Raw genomic sequence first — 15,840 nt, forward strand, 5'->3', positions numbered from 1 at the left:
TCCGGGCCACATGGCCCGGAGCAGCCGTCCTGCTGTGCGCCCGGGTCAGGCGGCTTCGGGCTTGTTCTTGATCGCCGAGATGTCGAAGACCAGCTTCACCTTGTCACTGACCACCACGCCGCCGGTCTCCAGCGCCGCGTTCCAGGTCAGGCCCCAGTCGGAGCGCGAGATCGTGGTGCCGCCCTCGAAGCCGACGCGCTCGTTGCCGAAGGGGTCCGTGGCCTTGCCGTTGAACTCCAGGTCGATGGTGAGCGGCTTGGTGACATCCTTGATGGTGAGGTCACCGGTGACGCGGTACTCGTCGCCGCCGAGCTGCTCGGCGCTCGTCGAGCGGAAGGTCATCTTGGGGAACGTCTCGGCGTCGAAGAAGTCGGCGCTGCGCAGGTGACCGTCACGGTCCGGCGCACCGGTGTCGACGCTCTCGATCTCCACATCGATCGACGCGGAGGAGTTCTCCGGCTTCGAGCCGTCCAGGCTCAGCGTCCCCTCGTGCTTGCCGAAGGTGCCGCGGACGTTGGTGACCATCGCGTGGCGCACCTGGAAGCTGATGCTGCTGTGCGTCGGGTCGATGGTGTATTCGCCGGTCAGCGCGGCCAGCTCGGGGTTCACCTCGGTGGCGGTGGCGGTGGCGGTGGCGGAGCCGGTCTCGGACTTGCGGTTGAAGAGTGACATGGTTTCTCCCGGTAAACGCTTGTTTAGGCTTCAAGTACATTCACCGTAGTACTACCTCGTTCAAATTTCAACATCTTCCGCCGATCGGGTGACGCCGTCCGGAGCCGCGCGCCCTCGAGCCCGCCCCCGGAACCGCCCCTGAGCACGCATGACGGTGCCCCGTCACCCCCTCACGAGGAGGGAGTGACGGGGCACCGTCGGACCGCTGCGGCTCCGGGTCTCAGGAACCGACCGACACGGTGAAGCGCACCGGGTTCCCGTCGTGCGCCGCGCCCGAGACGTCCGGCTCGCCGTCCGGCCGTACGTCGTCGTACGGGAACGCGTACCCGATCGGGGTGTTCGCGTGCAGCACGCGCGCCCAGTGGTTGGTGGACGGGTCCTTGTAGTAGTCCGCCGCGTTGGCACCGTTCGGCTGGTCGGGGTGGGTGAGCAGCGTCGAGCGGTTGAATCCCGCCGCCAGCCGCGCGAGGAGCGCCTTCTTGTCGTCCGAGTCGCCCGGATTGTTGGTGAAGGGGCCGTGGTTGCAGGTGAAGATGTCCTTGGAGGACGGCTTGGAGAAGGTGTGGCCACCGGCGAAGGTGAGCGTGTCACCGCTGACCCGGCCGGCCAGCACGCCGCGACCGCCCTGGAGGTCGATCTTCAGGTCCTCGCCCGCGTACTTCTGCCAGACCTGGTCGATGTAGCCGTCGAAGACGTCCCTGAAGGGCATCTCGTCGGGCTTGTCGAAGTACGGCGCCATCGCGTTCTGCGGCGCGATCACTCGCAGGACCTGACCGTCGGCGCCGCGCGTGATCAGCTTGTCCCACGGCTGTCCGTCCGCCGCGGCCTGCGCGGTCAGACCGTCGGCGATCTTCTGGAGCGCGCCCTCGGGCAGCGGGGCGACCTCGTGCTTGGCGTCGCCCTCCAGCGTGATCCCGATGGGCAGCGCGGTCACCAGGTCGACGTAGCTGATGTTGGAGTACAACTGCTGCGGGTTGAAGGTGAACTCGCAGAACGACCACGTGCGGCCGTAGTTGGGGTCGTCCTCGCTCGCGAACGCCGGCTCGACCAGCGACGGACCCGGGTTCAGGAAGAAGTCCAGGGTGTCGTCGCGTACGAAGTAGACGCGCGCGCCGAACATCTGGGGCAGCGTCAGCGTCACCGCGGCGCCGCCCGCCGCGTTCAGCGGAATGGCGCAGTCGGCCGGCAGGGGGGTGTTGGCCTCGGCGGGCGACTCGGGCTTGTAGACGGTGCCGTCGGCACGGAGCAGCACCCAGCGGTCGGTGCCCTGCTCGTGGCCGGTGACATAGGCGTTGACCGAACCGGGCAACGACTTGTTCACCAGGGCGATTTCACAGGTCTCGGCGGCGGCCGCCGCGCGGGGGCTGAGAGCGCTTCCCCAGGCGGGGTAGGTGAGCGCCGTGGCCGCGGCGGCCGTGCCGGTCAGAAACATCCTGCGCGATATCACGGATTGTTCTCCTGGGATGTGGGGGGAACGCGGTGGGGCGCGGTACATGGGGGCGCGCCTCGCGTCTGCGCCCCACTCTCGCCAGGTGCCCGGGACGCGTCAAGAGTTGCGACTGAGAGCGCTCTCAAAAGTTTGCGAGTCTTCACAACCTGACGTCAATCGCTCACCCGCGGCCATCGGCGGCGGCCCTGTCCGGGCGTTCTCGGTCGTACGGTGACGAGGGCGTACGCCTGGTCGGGCACCGGCCCGCTCTTCGATCGACCGCCACCCGACTCCCCGACCGCCGCCCGACGTCCGCCCGACTTCCGGCTGACATCTGGAGGAACCTCACAAGCCCGAGGGGTTGCGGGCTGTCGATTCGGCCCGCGCGCATCCTGGTTCTGTCCAGCCCCACCAGGAATCCGGGCAGGAGACTGTGTGGAGTCGACGGCGGCTTTTCGCCTCCGATGTTCGTAGGGTCGGTACATGACCGTTGTGGACCAGACGCCGAGTGAGCCCGTCGACGCCCGTGGGCGCGTGGCCGAACTGCACTCGCTGCGGGGGCAGGCGCTGAGCGGGCCGAGCGACCGCGCGACCGAGGCGCAGCACGCCAAGGGCAAGCTGACCGCCCGCGAGCGCATCGCGCTGCTGCTCGACGAGGGCTCCTTCCGGGAGGTCGAACAGCTGCGCAGGCACCGGGCCACCGGGTTCGGCCTGGAGGCGAAGAAGCCGTACACGGACGGGGTGGTCACCGGCTGGGGGACCGTCGACGGCCGCACGGTCTTCGTGTACGCGCACGACTTCCGGATCTTCGGCGGCGCGCTGGGCGAGGCCCACGCCACCAAGATCCACAAGATCATGGACATGGCTCTCGCGGCCGGTGCGCCGCTCGTCTCGCTCAACGACGGGGCGGGCGCGCGTATTCAGGAGGGCGTCTGCGCCCTCGCGGGTTACGGCGGCATCTTCCAGCGCAACACCAGGGCTTCCGGTGTCATCCCGCAGATCAGCGTGATGCTCGGCCCGTGCGCGGGCGGCGCGGCCTACAGCCCCGCCCTGACCGACTTCGTGTTCATGGTCCGTGAGACGTCGCAGATGTTCATCACCGGCCCCGACGTCGTCAAGGCGGTCACCGGTGAGGAGATCACCCAGAACGGCCTCGGCGGCGCGGACGTGCACGCCGAGACCTCGGGCGTCGCGCACTTCGCGTACGACGACGAGGAGACGTGCATCGCCGAGGTCCGCTACCTGCTGGCGATGCTCCCCTCCAACAACCGCGAGAACCCGCCCACCACCGAGTCCGAGGACCCGGCCGACCGCCGCTCCGACGTGCTCCTGGACCTGGTCCCGGCGGACGGCAACCGCCCCTACGACATGCGCAAGGTCATCGAGGAACTCGTCGACGACGGCGACTTCCTGGAGATCCACGAGCGCTGGGCCACCAACATCATCTGCACGCTGTCCCGGCTCGACGGCCGCGTGGTCGGCATCGTCGCCAACCAGCCGCAGTCCCTCGCCGGTGTCCTGGACATCGAGGCGTCCGAAAAGGCCGCGCGCTTCGTCCAGATGTGCGACGCCTTCAACATCCCGATCGTCACCCTGCTGGACGTGCCCGGCTTCCTGCCCGGCGTCGACCAGGAGCACGGCGGCATCATCCGCCACGGCGCGAAGCTGCTGTACGCGTACTGCAACGCGACCGTGCCCCGGATCTCGCTCATCCTGCGCAAGGCGTACGGGGGTGCTTACATCGTCATGGACTCCCAGTCCATCGGCGCCGACCTCACCTACGCCTGGCCCACCAACGAGATCGCGGTGATGGGCGCGGAAGGCGCCGCCAACGTCATCTTCCGCAAGCAGATCGCCGAGGCCGAGGACCCCGAGGCCATGCGCGTACGCATGGTCAAGGAGTACAAGGCCGAGCTGATGCACCCCTACTACGCCGCGGAGCGCGGTCTGGTCGACGACGTCATCGACCCGGCCGAGACCCGCGAGGTCCTCGTCTCGGCCCTCGCGATGCTCCGTACGAAGCACGCCGACCTGCCGTCCCGCAAGCACGGCAACCCGCCGCAGTGAGCCCGCGCCCGCCGGACGCGGCACCCGCGCCCATCACGCCGCCCGCCCACCGAGAAGACGGAGACACGAGCCCGATGAACAACGCCGCCGACAACTCCCTGCTCCGCGTCGAGAAGGGGCACGCCGGCCCCGAGGAGCTGGCCGCCATCACCGCCGTCCTCATGGCGCGCGCCGCGGCCCGCTCCGACGCGGACGCCGCCCCGGCCCACCGGGGCCGCTCCACGGCCGGCTGGCGCCGTCTGGAGCGCACGCCGGGCTTCCGGGCGCCGCACAGCTGGCAGGGCTGATCCCAGGCGCCCCAGCGGGCGTACAGCGCCGCGAGAGCCCCGTACTCCTCGGAGTGCGGGGCTCTCGCGTTGCCCCGTCCCGAAGGCACCGGCGGCGCGATGCGTCCGACGGCGGCGGCCCCGCACTCCGAGGAGTACGGGGCCGCCGCCGTCGCCGGTCGACTCCGGGCCGATGGCCCGAGGACTCCCGGCGGGAACGCTCAGCGAAGTCGAGCCATGAGTGCGTGTTCGACGAGGGTGATGAGTCCGCTCTTCGCGTCGGCGCGGTGGCGGGCGTCGGTGGTGATGATCGGGGTGTCGGGGCCGATCTGGAGCGCCTCGCGTACCTCGTCCGGGGTGTAGGGCTGGTGTCCGTCGAAGCCGTTGAGGGCGATGACGAAGGGGAGTCCGGAGTTCTCGAAGTAGTCGACGGCGGGGAAGCAGTCGGCGAGGCGGCGGGTGTCGACGAGGACGACGGCGCCGATGGCGCCGCGTACGAGGTCGTCCCACATGAACCAGAAGCGGTCCTGTCCGGGGGTGCCGAACAGGTAGAGGATCAGGTCCTGGTCGAGGGTGATGCGGCCGAAGTCCATGGCCACGGTGGTGGTGGTCTTGTCTCCGGTGTGGGTGAGGTCGTCGATGCCGGCGGAGGCGCTGGTCATGACGGCTTCGGTACGCAGCGGGTTGATCTCCGAGACGGCGCCGACGAACGTGGTCTTGCCCACGCCGAATCCGCCCGCCACCACGATCTTCGCGCTGGTGGTTGAGCGGGCTGCACCGCCGCTAGAGCTTGCGAAGTCCACTGAGCACCCTTTCGAGCAGTGTCACATCTGGTTGGCCCCCGGCGGTCTCGTCGCCGCCGGGTTGATGAATGGCGACAAGTCCGGCCTCCGCCAGGTCGGCTACGAGGATCCGGGCGACGCCCAGGGGGATGGAGAGCAGTGCCGAAATCTCGGCGACCGATTTGATCTCGAAACAGAGCCGGCAGATCCGCTGGTGCTCGGGCAACTGCCCTTGCAGCCTTGACGGATCGGCCGTCGTGCTGACCAGCGCCTCGATGGCGAGCTGGTACCGCGGCCGCGTCCGGCCGCCGGTCATGGCGTACGGACGTACCAACGGGTTGTGCGCGGCGTACTCCGGCTCCTGATGGCGCCTCGGCTGCACCGGCTGGATGCGGGGCGGCTGCTGCCCGTACTGCGGCTGTTGCTGTCCCTGTCCGTACGACTGCTGTTGTCCGTACGGCTGTTGAGGCTGATAAGGCTGCTGCTGCGGATGATACGGCTGCCCGCCGTCCCGCCGCCCACCCTGACCGCCGTTCCCGCCCGGCGTGGAGGGGGAGTTGAAGTGGTTCCGGGCATGCTCACCCGGAACCTGTCGGCCACCTTCGTAAGGGTGCCCGCCTGGGGGTGTTGCCACCGTTGCCTCCTCCGACTCCGATCGCCGGTAACTGTTCTGTGGAGTCGCGCCACCGAACCCTATGGTGCGATGGCGCGAAACGCACTGTCTGTCTGTTAGTTGAGAAGACTTCCCTGGAGTTCGGCGCGCAGGTCCGGTGTCAGCACCGTCCCCGCCCGGTCGACGAGCAGAGCCATTTCATAGCCCACCAGGCCGATGTCGGCCTCGGGGTGCGCGAGGACGGCCAGCGAGGAGCCGTCCGAGATGGACATCAGGAAGAGGAACCCGCGGTCCATCTCCACCACGGTCTGTGTGACGGCGCCGCCCTCGAAGATCCTGGACGCCCCCGCGGTCAGCGAGGTCAGCCCGGAGGCGACAGCCGCCAGCTGGTCGGCGCGGTCCCGCGGGAAACCCTCGGACATGGCCAGCAGGAGTCCGTCGGCGGAGACCACCACGGTATGGGACACCCCGGGGGTGTGGTCCACGAAATTGGTGATCAACCAGTTGAGATTCTGCGCCGCCTGGCTCATCGGGCTCACACTAACGCTCCTGGTTGTAGGTACTGCCCGGGCCTCGACCCGGTCCGTTCGTATCCGTCCCCGTGGTTCCCCCGTTGCCGGTGTTGCCCGCCCCCGCGTTGCGGCCCCGCTGGACGCCGCGCCGCAGGTTGCTCAGCCTGCCACGTACGTCCTCCGGCGCGCGCGAGACCTGGGGGCCGTTCTGCGGCGTCGACTCCGCCGTTCCCTCGATCAGGTTGGCCTTGGGAACGCGCCGGGGGAGTCCCGAAGGAGTGATCCCGCCGGCCTTGGGCTCGCGGAGCTTCTCGGCCCGCTGCCACCGGTCGTCGTTCGTCGAACGCCACTCCTCGGGGCCGTTCGCCTCACTCTGGCCGTTCTGCGGCTGCGGGGTTGCTGTCGGTGCGTACGTCTCGTCTCTCGGGTTGCTGTCGGTGGTCGGTGCCGGCTGTTCGGAAGCCCGCGCTGTCTCCCGCGGCGTACCGGCCGACGGTGCGGTACCGCCGAAGAGATCGGTCCCACCGCCGTGTCCGTTGCGCTGCCCGTCGTCCTCACCGGTGGGCGGCCACGAATCGGTCTTCGGCGGCTGCGGGGCGCCGCCACGGCGTGGCAGTCCTGCTCCGGTCATCTCGTGACTGGTGCTCGGGGAGGGACCCGGACGTTCGAATTCTACGCGTTTCCCGGTGTCCGCCGCAGCGCCGCCGGAGGATTCCGATTCGGTCCGGCTCGCCGCCCCGTACCCGCCCTGGAAGCCGCTCCGGTCACTCCAGCCACCCTGGTCGGCCTGGGGCGCGAAGAGGTTGTCGTAGCCCGCCCCGTCGTTGCGGGGAGCCTCGTAGGCACCTTCCGTATATCCGCCGCCCAGGGGGTCCTGCTGGTCCGGGTACCCGTCGGGTGTCCCGTATCCGTCGCCGGAGCCGGACGCCGGGTAGCCGTCGGCGCCTGTGTACGTGCCGTAACCCGCGCCGTCGTACGTCTGCCCGGTCTCGCCGCCACCCTGCTGGGTGGCGTAGCCGTTCTGGTCGTACGACGCCTCCTGCGGCGCGTACATGCCGTCCGTCTCCTCGCGGTACTGCCCGTCGACCTGGTCGCCGTAGAGCGGGCGGTCACCGCCGGGCAGGGCCGCGGCGGCGCCGTTGCCCCCGCCCAGCGCCGCACGGCGCTCGTCGCGCATCAGGGAACGGTTCACAGGGTCGAGGCTGCGCGGATTCGCCGCCCCGGCCCCGGCCCCGTCGTCGTATCGCGAGTCGTCGAAGCCGAGTTCGGCCGCCGTCAGCATCGGCGTCCGATGCGCCTGCGACTCCGGCTCGAAGGCCGGCACCTGCTGCTCCGGAATGATCTGGGAGACCGTGAAGTCGTCCGGCGGGAGCTGCTCGCCGCCGCCGCCGTGGGTGATCGCGTCCGGGAGCATGACCAGCGACGTGGTGCCCGCCTGCTCGCCCGAGGGCCGCAGCTGCACCCGTACGCCGTGCCGGTCGGCCAGCCGGCCGACCACGAACAGGCCCATGCGCTGGGACACCGCGGCGTCCACGGTCGGCGGATTGGCCAGCTTGTGGTTGATGTCGGCGAAGTCCTCGGCGGTGAGGCCGATGCCCTTGTCGTGGATCTCGATCATCACGCGGCCGTCGGGCAGCCGGGTCGCGGTGACCCGCACCTTGGTCTGCGGCGACGAGAACGTGGTGGCGTTCTCCAGCAGCTCGGCGAGCAGATGCACGAGGTCGGTCACGGCCTGGCCGTGGATCTCGGTCTCGGGCACGCCCGTCAGCTCGATGCGCTCGTAACTCTCCACCTCGGAGGACGCGGCGCGCAGCACGTCGACCAGCGGCACCGGCTGGTTCCAGCGGCGGCCCGGCTCCTCACCGGCGAGGACCAGCAGGTTCTCACCGTTGCGGCGCATACGGGTGGCGAGGTGGTCCAGCTTGAAGAGGTTCTCCAGCTGCTCGGGCTCGGCCTCGTTGTTCTCCAGGTCGGTGATCAGGGTCAGCTGGCCCTCGATCAGCGACTGGTTGCGCCGTGAGAGGTTGGTGAAGATCGCGTTGACGTTGCCCCGGAGCATGGCTTGCTCGGCGGCGAGCCGCACCGCCTCGCGGTGCACCTGGTCGAAGGCGCGCGCGACCTCGCCGATCTCGTCCCTGGAGTCGATCGGGATGGGCTGTACGCGGGTGTCGACCCGGCCGGGCTCGGTACGGGACAGCTGGTCGACCAGCATCGGCAGCCGCTGCTCGGCGATACCGAAGGCGGCCGTACGGAGCTGGCGCATGGACCGGCTCATCTGCCGCGCCATCATGCCGGCCAGCACGAAGGCGGCCAGCAGGGCGATCAGCACGATCGCGCCGTTGATGATCGCGTCGTTCCTGGCCTCGTCGGAGATCTGCGCGGCGTCGCCGACGGCGTTGTCGACCAGGGCCTTCTCGATGATCGTGTAGGCGTCGAACTTGGTGGTGGTCGCCGCCATCCACGTCCTGGGGGTGACGCCGCGCTCCTCCAGCCGGGAGGGGCTGTCGCCGGTGGCGATCGCGGCCACCATGCCGTCGACCACCGAGCCGTCCTGGGCCGGCGGGGCGACGAAGTCCTCACCCGCCGCGGCGGCCTGCTGCCGCGCCGTGGCGAGCATCCTGGCGCCCTCGGCGGCCTTCTCCTCCATGATCTTGCGGAGCTTGGCCTCGTCCGCGTCCGTGCCGCCGGAGATGTACTCGGCGACCGCGATGTCCTCCAGGTACGCGTACGACGAGAAGGCGACCGACTGGCCCGACCGGACCGCCGGCTTCTCGCTCGGCCGCACCAGCAGGTGCAGACCGATGGAGCGCTGGAGCGACATGGCGGCCTTGGAGAGCTGGATGGCGTAGACGGTGCGGCCGTAACTGGTGATGTTGCCGGTACCCAGACCCAGTTCGTTCGAGAACTCCATGAGGGAGTGCTGGACCAGCACGTAGCCCTCTTCGGTCGCCACCGGACCGCCGTTGCGGCCGGTCTTGTCGGGCGTCTCGACGCCCGCGGTGTACGCCGTCTTGCGGATCGTCTCCAGCTTGGGCTCTTCGGCCCGGAAGAGGCGCAGGCGCCGCTCCAGGCCCTCGTCCTGCGGCAGGGACTCGACGGCGCGGTCGAACGTGGCCTTGGCGGCGTCCGTGGTGGCCCTGGCGTCCACGACGACCTTGTCGTCGCGCTTGTTGGTCAGCAGCGGCTGGGCGGTGAGGTCGCGCTCGTTGAGCAGGGCCTGGCCGTACTCGGACGCGGCCCGTACGACGAGCGCGGTGCGCTCGGCGTCCTGCGCCTCCTGCCAGGTGTCGACGGAGCCCTTGACCTGGAAGCCGCCCATCACGAGGCCGACGAGAACGGGTATCAGGAGGATCGCGTTGAGCCGGGTCGGCACCCGCCAGTTGCGCGGGGCCAGCCGACTGGTGCTGCCGGGTGCCGGAGGCTTCCCTGGCGCGTCCGCAGGCGGCGCCGCTGTACGCCGCGGCGGGGTGAAGTTACCCCGCGCCGCCTGCTCCGCGGTGCTCGTCTTGCTACGCCTCACTCGACCAACAACCTCTCGGCGTCGGCACCTACGCTGTGCCGTTTTTCGTTCAGGGCTGTACTACTCGGGAGTTCATCGAATTCCAGCACGTGAGGCGGTCCCGTTCCAAACAGTGGGAATCAGCCATTCCGAGTGGTCCATACCGCAGATAAAACGGGCATAAAGAACGAGCTCCGCCAAAAGGCGAAGGCAATATGAGCGCAGGGATACCAGTCGAACGCGTCGGGTGTCCGAACGGCGTGAATTCTCTTCTCAAACGTTATGAACACCGAGGTGGGCCGTGTCAAACGACACAGCCCACACCCGATTGGGCATACGGCAACTGCCGTATGCCGTCGTCTACTTGAGTCGAGCCATGAGTGCGTGTTCGACGAGGGTGATGAGTCCGCTCTTCGCGTCGGCGCGGTGGCGGGCGTCGGTGGTGATGATGGGCGCGTCCGGGCCGATCTGGAGCGCCTCGCGCACTTCCTCCGGGGTGTAGGGCTGGTGTCCGTCGAAGCCGTTGAGGGCGATGACGAAGGGGAGTCCGGAGTTCTCGAAGTAGTCGACGGCGGGGAAGCAGTCGGCGAGGCGGCGGGTGTCGACGAGGACGACGGCGCCGATGGCGCCGCGTACGAGGTCGTCCCACATGAACCAGAAGCGGTCCTGTCCGGGGGTGCCGAACAGGTAGAGGATCAGGTCCTGGTCGAGGGTGATGCGGCCGAAGTCCATGGCCACGGTGGTGGTGGTCTTGTCTCCGGTGTGGGTGAGGTCGTCGATGCCGGCGGAGGCGCTGGTCATGACGGCTTCGGTACGCAGCGGGTTGATCTCCGAGACGGCGCCGACGAACGTGGTCTTGCCCACGCCGAACCCGCCCGCCACCACGATCTTCGCGGAGGTCGTCGATCGTGCCGCTCCGCCGCTAGAGCTTGCGAAGTCCACTGAGCACCCTTTCGAGCAGTGTCACATCCGGCGTGCCGCCGGCCTCTCCGTTACCCGGCTGGTGGATGGCCACCATGCCTGCCTCGGCCAGGTCGGCGACGAGGATGCGTGCCACTCCGAGTGGCATGGACAACAGCGCCGACACCTCGGCGACGGACTTCACCTCACGGCAGAGATGGCAGATCCGCTGGTGCTCGGGGAGCAGCCCGGCGAGATGCGCCGGATCGGCCGTCGTGCTGACCAGCGCCTCGATGGCGAGCTGGTACCGCGGCCGCGTCCGGCCGCCGGTCATGGCGTACGGACGTACCAACGGCTGATCGCCTTCAAGTCCGTAGGACGCGTCGACTGAGGCGCCGTACGGATCGTGAGAGGCGGGTGGCGGGGTCATGAATCCTCCGGGCGTGACAGCAAGATGTCTGCGTGCCGTCTGACTGGGCCGGGGTGGGGCCGGTTGGCGGCCTGACGGTGTGTGGTGCTGTGGGCGGTACCTGGAAGTCTCAGTGCAGCAGGCTCCCCTGGAGCTCGGCGCGCAGGTCCGGTGTCAGCACCGTCCCCGCCCGGTCGACCAGGAGGGCCATCTCGTAGCCGACCAGGCCGATGTCGCAGTCGGGGTGTGCGAGCACCGCCAGTGAGGAACCGTCGGAGACGGACATGAGGAAGAGGAACCCGCGATCCATCTCGACGACGGTCTGGGTCACAGGCCCGCCCTCGAAGATCCGGGACGCCCCTGCGGTCAGCGAGGTCAGCCCGGAGGCGACGGCCGCGAGTTGATCGGCACGGTCGCGCGGGAAGCCTTCGGACATGGCCAGCAGCAGGCCGTCGGCGGATACGACCACTGTGTGGGACACCCCGGGGGTGTTGTCCACAAAGTTGGTGATCAACCAGTTCAGGTTCTGCGCCGCCTGGCTCATCGGACTCAACTAACGCTCCTGCTGGTGAGAGGGGCCGAGGTTGAAACTGCCGGTCGTCGAGCTGTCGGCGGTACGGCCGCCGGCCTGACGACCTTGCTGAATGCCCCGGCGAAGGTTGGTCAGCCGGCCGCGTACGTCGTCCGGCGCACGCGAGACCTGCGGACCGGTCTGATTGCTCTGCTCCTGCGCGGTTCCCGGCACCAGGTTGGCACGCGGGACCCGACGGGGCAGGCCTGAGGTGGTGATTCCGCCCGCGGCGGGCTTCTTTACCCGCTCGGCCTGGCGTACCAGCTCGTCATTGGGTGACGTGCGCCAGGAGGACGTGACGGCGCCGTTGCCGTTCGCGTTGCCGTTCGCGGGCTGCCGTTGCGGCATCGGGGGAGGAGAGGACGCCGGTCGGTCCGGCAGCCCCTCCGGGGAGTACTGCGGGGGCGCCGGGCGCTGCTCCGGTCCCTCGGGCTGATCCGGACGGCCGGAGCCGCCGTTCTGCTGCCCGTGGAACCAGTTCGTCTCCAGCGTGTCGAACAACGGCGTACGGCCGTCGCCCGGCCCGGCCGGGGGCAGTGCCTCCGGCTGCGGCTGCTGGGGGAGCTCGCCGACAGGCGGGCGCGGGGCGTCGAAGTCGGCGCCGTTCGGGCCGTTCTGACCGAAATCCGCACCGTTCGGGCCGTTCTGGCCGAATGCGGGGCGGCCCTGCGCCTGGTTCTGGTCGGTGCCCGGGCGGCCCTGTCCGGGCGGCGGGGTCTGACCGAAGAGGTCGACGCCGGGTGAGCCGGGCGCGGCCCCCGGCGCCGGGGGACGGGGCGCGTTGAAGTCCGGCCGGGGGAACTGGGCCGTGGAGCCCTGTCCCTGGTCCTGCCAACCGCCATTGACGTCGCCCGAGTTGGGCAGCTGGTGGGATCCGGTGTCACCGAATCCGTTGCCACCGCCGGCGCCGTCGGCGCCGGTGTTCAGGGTGTTCAGGTCCGGTCGCGGACCGTCGAAGTCGGGACGCTGGAACTCGGCCGTGGAGCCGGGACCCTGCCCCGCCGACGGCACGGCGAACTGACCGGTGGTCTCCGGCTCCTCGTGGCCGCGCGGGGCGTCCGGCGAGAACCGCTGCGGCGCGGGCGGCTGTTGGCCGCCCCAGCTCGTGGTGCCGGGACGCTGCGGGCGCTGCGGCGGCTGCGGGTTGCCCCCGGGCAGCTCGGCGCGCGGACCGCCGGGCGGCGGCAGCTGACGGCCGCGGTCGACCGGCGGAGGTCCACCGGCCGAGGCGTTGGCACCCTGCGGGAACCCGCCGCGGTCGCGGTTGCCGGGGCCGCCGCGTCCGTTCGGGCTGGAAAGGCTCTGACCGGGCCGGGCGAGCCGGCCGCCGGCCTGCGGAACGGGACCCGAGGGACCGGGACCGCCCTGGCCGCCCGGACGGCCCGGTGCGCCCTGTTCGCGGGGGCTCGTACCGAACAGGCTCGGCTGATCCGAACCCTGCCCGGAGCCCTGACGCTGCGGATCCTGCGGCGGACCGGACTGCTGCGGCCGGGTGGGCAGGCCGCTCTGCGCCCCGTTCCTGGCCGGCAGCGCGGCGCGGGGCCCCGTACCGGCGCCGACCTGGCCGCGGGAGGGCGGGGTGGCGAGACGACCCGCTCCGGCCGCACCGCCCGCGAGCCCGGCGGCGATGCCGGACTGCTGGCCGCCGCCGAGGCCGCCCTGTCCTGCGGGCCCCTGTCCGCCCGCACCGTTCTGCGCGCCGGCGCCGGGGCGCGGCGGCATCTTCTTGCCGCCGTTGGCGACATCGACGGGCAGCATGACCAGCGCGGTCGTGCCGCCGGAGTCGGAGGGGCGCAGCTGGATCCTGATGCCGTGGCGCAGGGAGAGCCGGCCGACCACGAACAGACCCATGCGGCGCGACACCGAGACGTCCACGGTGGGCGGCGAGGCGAGCCGTTCGTTGATCGCGGCCAGGTCCTCGGGGGAGAGGCCGATGCCGGTGTCGTGGATCTCGACGAGCACACGCCCGTCGGGCAGCGCGTGGCCGGTGACGCGGACCTTGGTCTGCGGCGAGGAGAACGACGTCGCGTTCTCCAGCAGCTCGGCGAGCAGGTGCACGAGGTCGTTGACGACGCGGCCGGCGACCTCGGTCGTGGGCACCGAGGCCAGTTCGATCCGCTCGTACTGCTCCACCTCGGAGGCCGCGGCACGGAGCACGTCGACAAGCGGGACGGGGCGCGTCCAGCGACGGCCCGGCTCCTCACCGGCGAGGACCAGCAGGTTCTCACCGTTTCGGCGCATACGGGTCGCGAGGTGGTCCAGCTTGAACAGAGAGGACAGCTGGTCCGGGTCGGCCTCACGGGATTCGAGCTCGGAGATCAGCGACAGCTGACGCTGGATCAGGCCCTGGCTGCGGCGCGAGAGGTTGGTGAACATCGCGTTGACGTTGCCCCGCAGCAGCGCCTGCTCGGCGGCCAGCCGGACCGCCTCGCGGTGCACGTCGTCGAACGCCGCGGCGACCTTGCCGATCTCGTCCCTGGAGTGCACACCGACGGACTTGACGGAGGTGTCCACGTCCTGCGGGTCGGCCTCGGAGAGCTGCTTGACCAGCTCGGGCAGCCGGTCCTGGGCGACCTTGGTGGCCGTCTCCTGGAGGCGCCGCAGCGAGCGGATCATGGAGCGGGCGACGACGAAGGCGCCGACGAGCGAGACGCCGAGCACCACGAGGATCAGCGCACCGTTGATCAGCGCGTCCTGCTGCGACTTCTCGCGCAGCTGACGCGCCTTGTTCTCCATCTCACCCAGCAGCGTCTGCTCGATGATGTTCATCGCGTTGATCTTGGCGGACGCCTGGTCGGTCCAGTCCAGGTACGAGCGGTTCGGCCGCCCCTCCAGACCGCCGGAGATACCGAGCACCCGGTCCGCGTACTCGTCGGCCGCGTTGATCTCGGGGTTGCCCTTGCCGCTGAGCGGTGCCGTCAGCTCCTCGGCGTTGCCGCCCATCGACTCGTACAGGGCGTCGAAGGAGGCGAGGGCGTTGTCGCCCTTGGTGGCCGCCGCCAGACCGTAGAGCCGGTCGTTCTCGTTGAGATCGCCCTTCTCCTTGGGAGAGGCGGGCAGCGCGGAGGCGATGATCGCGCGCTGGATCGACGCGTACTCCTTGGCGGAGGAGAAGGCCGCCAGGGCGCGGGTGCGCTTGATCATGTCCGGGTTGCTGGTCGCCTGCGCCATGTCCTGCGAGAGGCTCAGCAGCGAGTCGATGAGACCGCTGTACGCGTCGACCGTCAGGGAGTGCGTGGCTTCCGTGTCGTACGCGTCCTTGCGGATTTCCTGGATCTTGTTGACCTGGGTCGCGATCTGGCTGACGTTGGCGCGGATCGACTCCAGCGCCTGGTCGCCGTCGGTGTTCCCGATGTCGACAGTGGCGCCGAGGAAGGCCTTCTTGGCGCGGTCCGTCTTGGTGCGGCGGTCCTGGACCTTGAAGTCCTTGGGGTTCGCGCCGTTGGTGAGCGGACCTGCCGACTCGTCACGCTCCGCCTGGAGCGCGGCGGCGAGGCTGGTCGCCTCCTTGGTCATCTTGGTCAGCAGCTGCATGTGCTCCAGCTGCTGCATGTCGTTCATGGACTCGTTGATACGCAGTCCGCCCAGCGTGGTGGCCGCGACCACCGGCAGGGTGAGCAGTGCCACCAGACGGGTACTGATGCGCCAGTTGCGCAGCGCTATTCGCGAACCCGCGTCGGTCGACGCCGACTTGGGGGCGGGGTTCGGGGTGTCGCCACCAGGTGCCGCACCGGACTTGGCGCCCCGGTCGCCACCCTCGCCGGCCTGACCCGGGCCCGGGTTCTGGGTGTGCTGGGGCGAGGAGCCGCGGTCGGTTCCGCCGCGGGGCTCCTGCTCCGCCGCAGCGCTGCTATCCCTCTTGAAACGTCCCTGCACTAGCGTCGCAACCTCTGGACCAGGCGTCCCCCCGCAGTACGGCGGAACGGTGTCGGCGTCGTGGAGCGCAGAGTGCGCTCCAAGGTGGTCGTTGAGTGACCGGCGATGCTCCCCTTCCCCGCATGCCACTCGGCGCCGCGTCGCGCCTTTACGCGCCGGCCTGAAGAACCCGCGGCGGTGCGTGGAATTCCAGCACAGAGCCGGATCTCCAACAAGGGCCGCGTACCGGGCTGTGACCTGGGTG

Annotated in this window: 12 protein-coding genes; 2 read left to right on the forward strand and 10 right to left on the reverse strand. The window is 70.0% G+C overall.

Annotated features, from left to right (window positions below; genetic code table 11):
- Nucleotides 1-45: 45 nt before the first annotated feature.
- Both SSPS47_RS24680 and SSPS47_RS24685 read right to left on the reverse strand, forming a co-directional pair.
- The gene (locus SSPS47_RS24680) at nt 46-672 is read right to left on the reverse strand and encodes a YceI family protein (RefSeq protein ID WP_164252923.1); all 627 of its coding nucleotides are present in this window, start codon (nt 670-672) and stop codon (nt 46-48) included.
- A 220-nt stretch (nt 673-892) separates the two neighbouring features.
- Complete coding sequence (locus SSPS47_RS24685; protein WP_187280040.1) at nt 893-2,104, reverse strand: glycoside hydrolase family 64 protein; 1,212 nt, start codon at nt 2,102-2,104, stop codon at nt 893-895.
- A gap of 480 nt (nt 2,105-2,584) precedes the next feature.
- Here SSPS47_RS24685 and SSPS47_RS24690 point away from each other — a divergent pair, with 480 nt between their 5' ends.
- Both SSPS47_RS24690 and SSPS47_RS24695 read left to right on the forward strand, forming a co-directional pair.
- Nucleotides 2,585-4,168, forward strand: coding sequence for an acyl-CoA carboxylase subunit beta (locus tag SSPS47_RS24690; protein WP_164252924.1), 1,584 nt, complete (start codon nt 2,585-2,587; stop codon nt 4,166-4,168).
- 74 nt (nt 4,169-4,242) lie between these two features.
- Nucleotides 4,243-4,455 (forward strand): acyl-CoA carboxylase subunit epsilon, encoded by a 213-nt coding sequence (locus SSPS47_RS24695; protein ID WP_147873672.1) that lies wholly within the window; start codon nt 4,243-4,245, stop codon nt 4,453-4,455.
- A gap of 200 nt (nt 4,456-4,655) precedes the next feature.
- Here SSPS47_RS24695 and SSPS47_RS24700 read toward each other — a convergent pair whose 3' ends face one another.
- The 8 genes from SSPS47_RS24700 to SSPS47_RS24735 form a co-directional block, all read right to left on the reverse strand.
- Nucleotides 4,656-5,237 (reverse strand): ATP/GTP-binding protein, encoded by a 582-nt coding sequence (locus SSPS47_RS24700; RefSeq protein WP_031229389.1) that lies wholly within the window; start codon nt 5,235-5,237, stop codon nt 4,656-4,658.
- Entirely contained in the window at nt 5,218-5,850 is a 633-nt protein-coding gene (locus tag SSPS47_RS24705) for a DUF742 domain-containing protein (protein ID WP_164252925.1), read from the reverse strand. Before SSPS47_RS24705 ends, SSPS47_RS24700 begins: the two co-directional genes overlap by 20 nt.
- Nucleotides 5,851-5,945: 95 nt before the next feature.
- On the reverse strand, nt 5,946-6,359 hold the full coding sequence (locus tag SSPS47_RS24710; protein WP_078079450.1) for a roadblock/LC7 domain-containing protein: 414 nt from the start codon (nt 6,357-6,359) through the stop codon (nt 5,946-5,948).
- Nucleotides 6,360-6,369: 10 nt separating this feature from the next.
- Nucleotides 6,370-9,861, reverse strand: coding sequence for a nitrate- and nitrite sensing domain-containing protein (locus SSPS47_RS24715; protein WP_164252926.1), 3,492 nt, complete (start codon nt 9,859-9,861; stop codon nt 6,370-6,372).
- Nucleotides 9,862-10,200: 339 nt separating this feature from the next.
- Nucleotides 10,201-10,782, reverse strand: coding sequence for an ATP/GTP-binding protein (locus SSPS47_RS24720; RefSeq protein WP_078074889.1), 582 nt, complete (start codon nt 10,780-10,782; stop codon nt 10,201-10,203).
- The gene (locus SSPS47_RS24725) at nt 10,763-11,170 is read right to left on the reverse strand and encodes a DUF742 domain-containing protein (RefSeq protein ID WP_023538417.1); all 408 of its coding nucleotides are present in this window, start codon (nt 11,168-11,170) and stop codon (nt 10,763-10,765) included. The genes SSPS47_RS24720 and SSPS47_RS24725 overlap by 20 nt, the downstream gene beginning before the upstream one ends.
- 109 nt (nt 11,171-11,279) lie before the next feature.
- Nucleotides 11,280-11,693, reverse strand: coding sequence for a roadblock/LC7 domain-containing protein (locus SSPS47_RS24730; RefSeq protein ID WP_023538416.1), 414 nt, complete (start codon nt 11,691-11,693; stop codon nt 11,280-11,282).
- Between the two features lie 9 nt (nt 11,694-11,702).
- Nucleotides 11,703-15,596 carry a nitrate- and nitrite sensing domain-containing protein gene (locus tag SSPS47_RS24735; RefSeq protein ID WP_164252927.1) on the reverse strand — a complete coding sequence of 1,298 codons (3,894 nt, stop codon included), beginning with the start codon at nt 15,594-15,596 and terminating at the stop codon, nt 11,703-11,705.
- Nucleotides 15,597-15,840 lie beyond the last annotated feature (244 nt).

This window comes from Streptomyces sp. S4.7, assembly GCF_010384365.1.
Lineage (GTDB): Bacteria > Actinomycetota > Actinomycetes > Streptomycetales > Streptomycetaceae > Streptomyces.

Coding starts and splice junctions, on each gene's coding strand:
- SSPS47_RS24680 (WP_164252923.1), bottom strand. CDS start 672: ATGTCACTCTTCAACCGCAAGTCCGAGACCGGCTCCGCCACCGCCACC.
- SSPS47_RS24685 (WP_187280040.1), bottom strand. CDS start 2,104: ATGTTTCTGACCGGCACGGCCGCCGCGGCCACGGCGCTCACCTACCCC.
- SSPS47_RS24690 (WP_164252924.1), top strand. CDS start 2,585: ATGACCGTTGTGGACCAGACGCCGAGTGAGCCCGTCGACGCCCGTGGG.
- SSPS47_RS24695 (WP_147873672.1), top strand. CDS start 4,243: ATGAACAACGCCGCCGACAACTCCCTGCTCCGCGTCGAGAAGGGGCAC.
- SSPS47_RS24710 (WP_078079450.1), bottom strand. CDS start 6,359: ATGAGCCAGGCGGCGCAGAATCTCAACTGGTTGATCACCAATTTCGTG.
- SSPS47_RS24725 (WP_023538417.1), bottom strand. CDS start 11,170: ATGACCCCGCCACCCGCCTCTCACGATCCGTACGGCGCCTCAGTCGAC.
- SSPS47_RS24730 (WP_023538416.1), bottom strand. CDS start 11,693: ATGAGCCAGGCGGCGCAGAACCTGAACTGGTTGATCACCAACTTTGTG.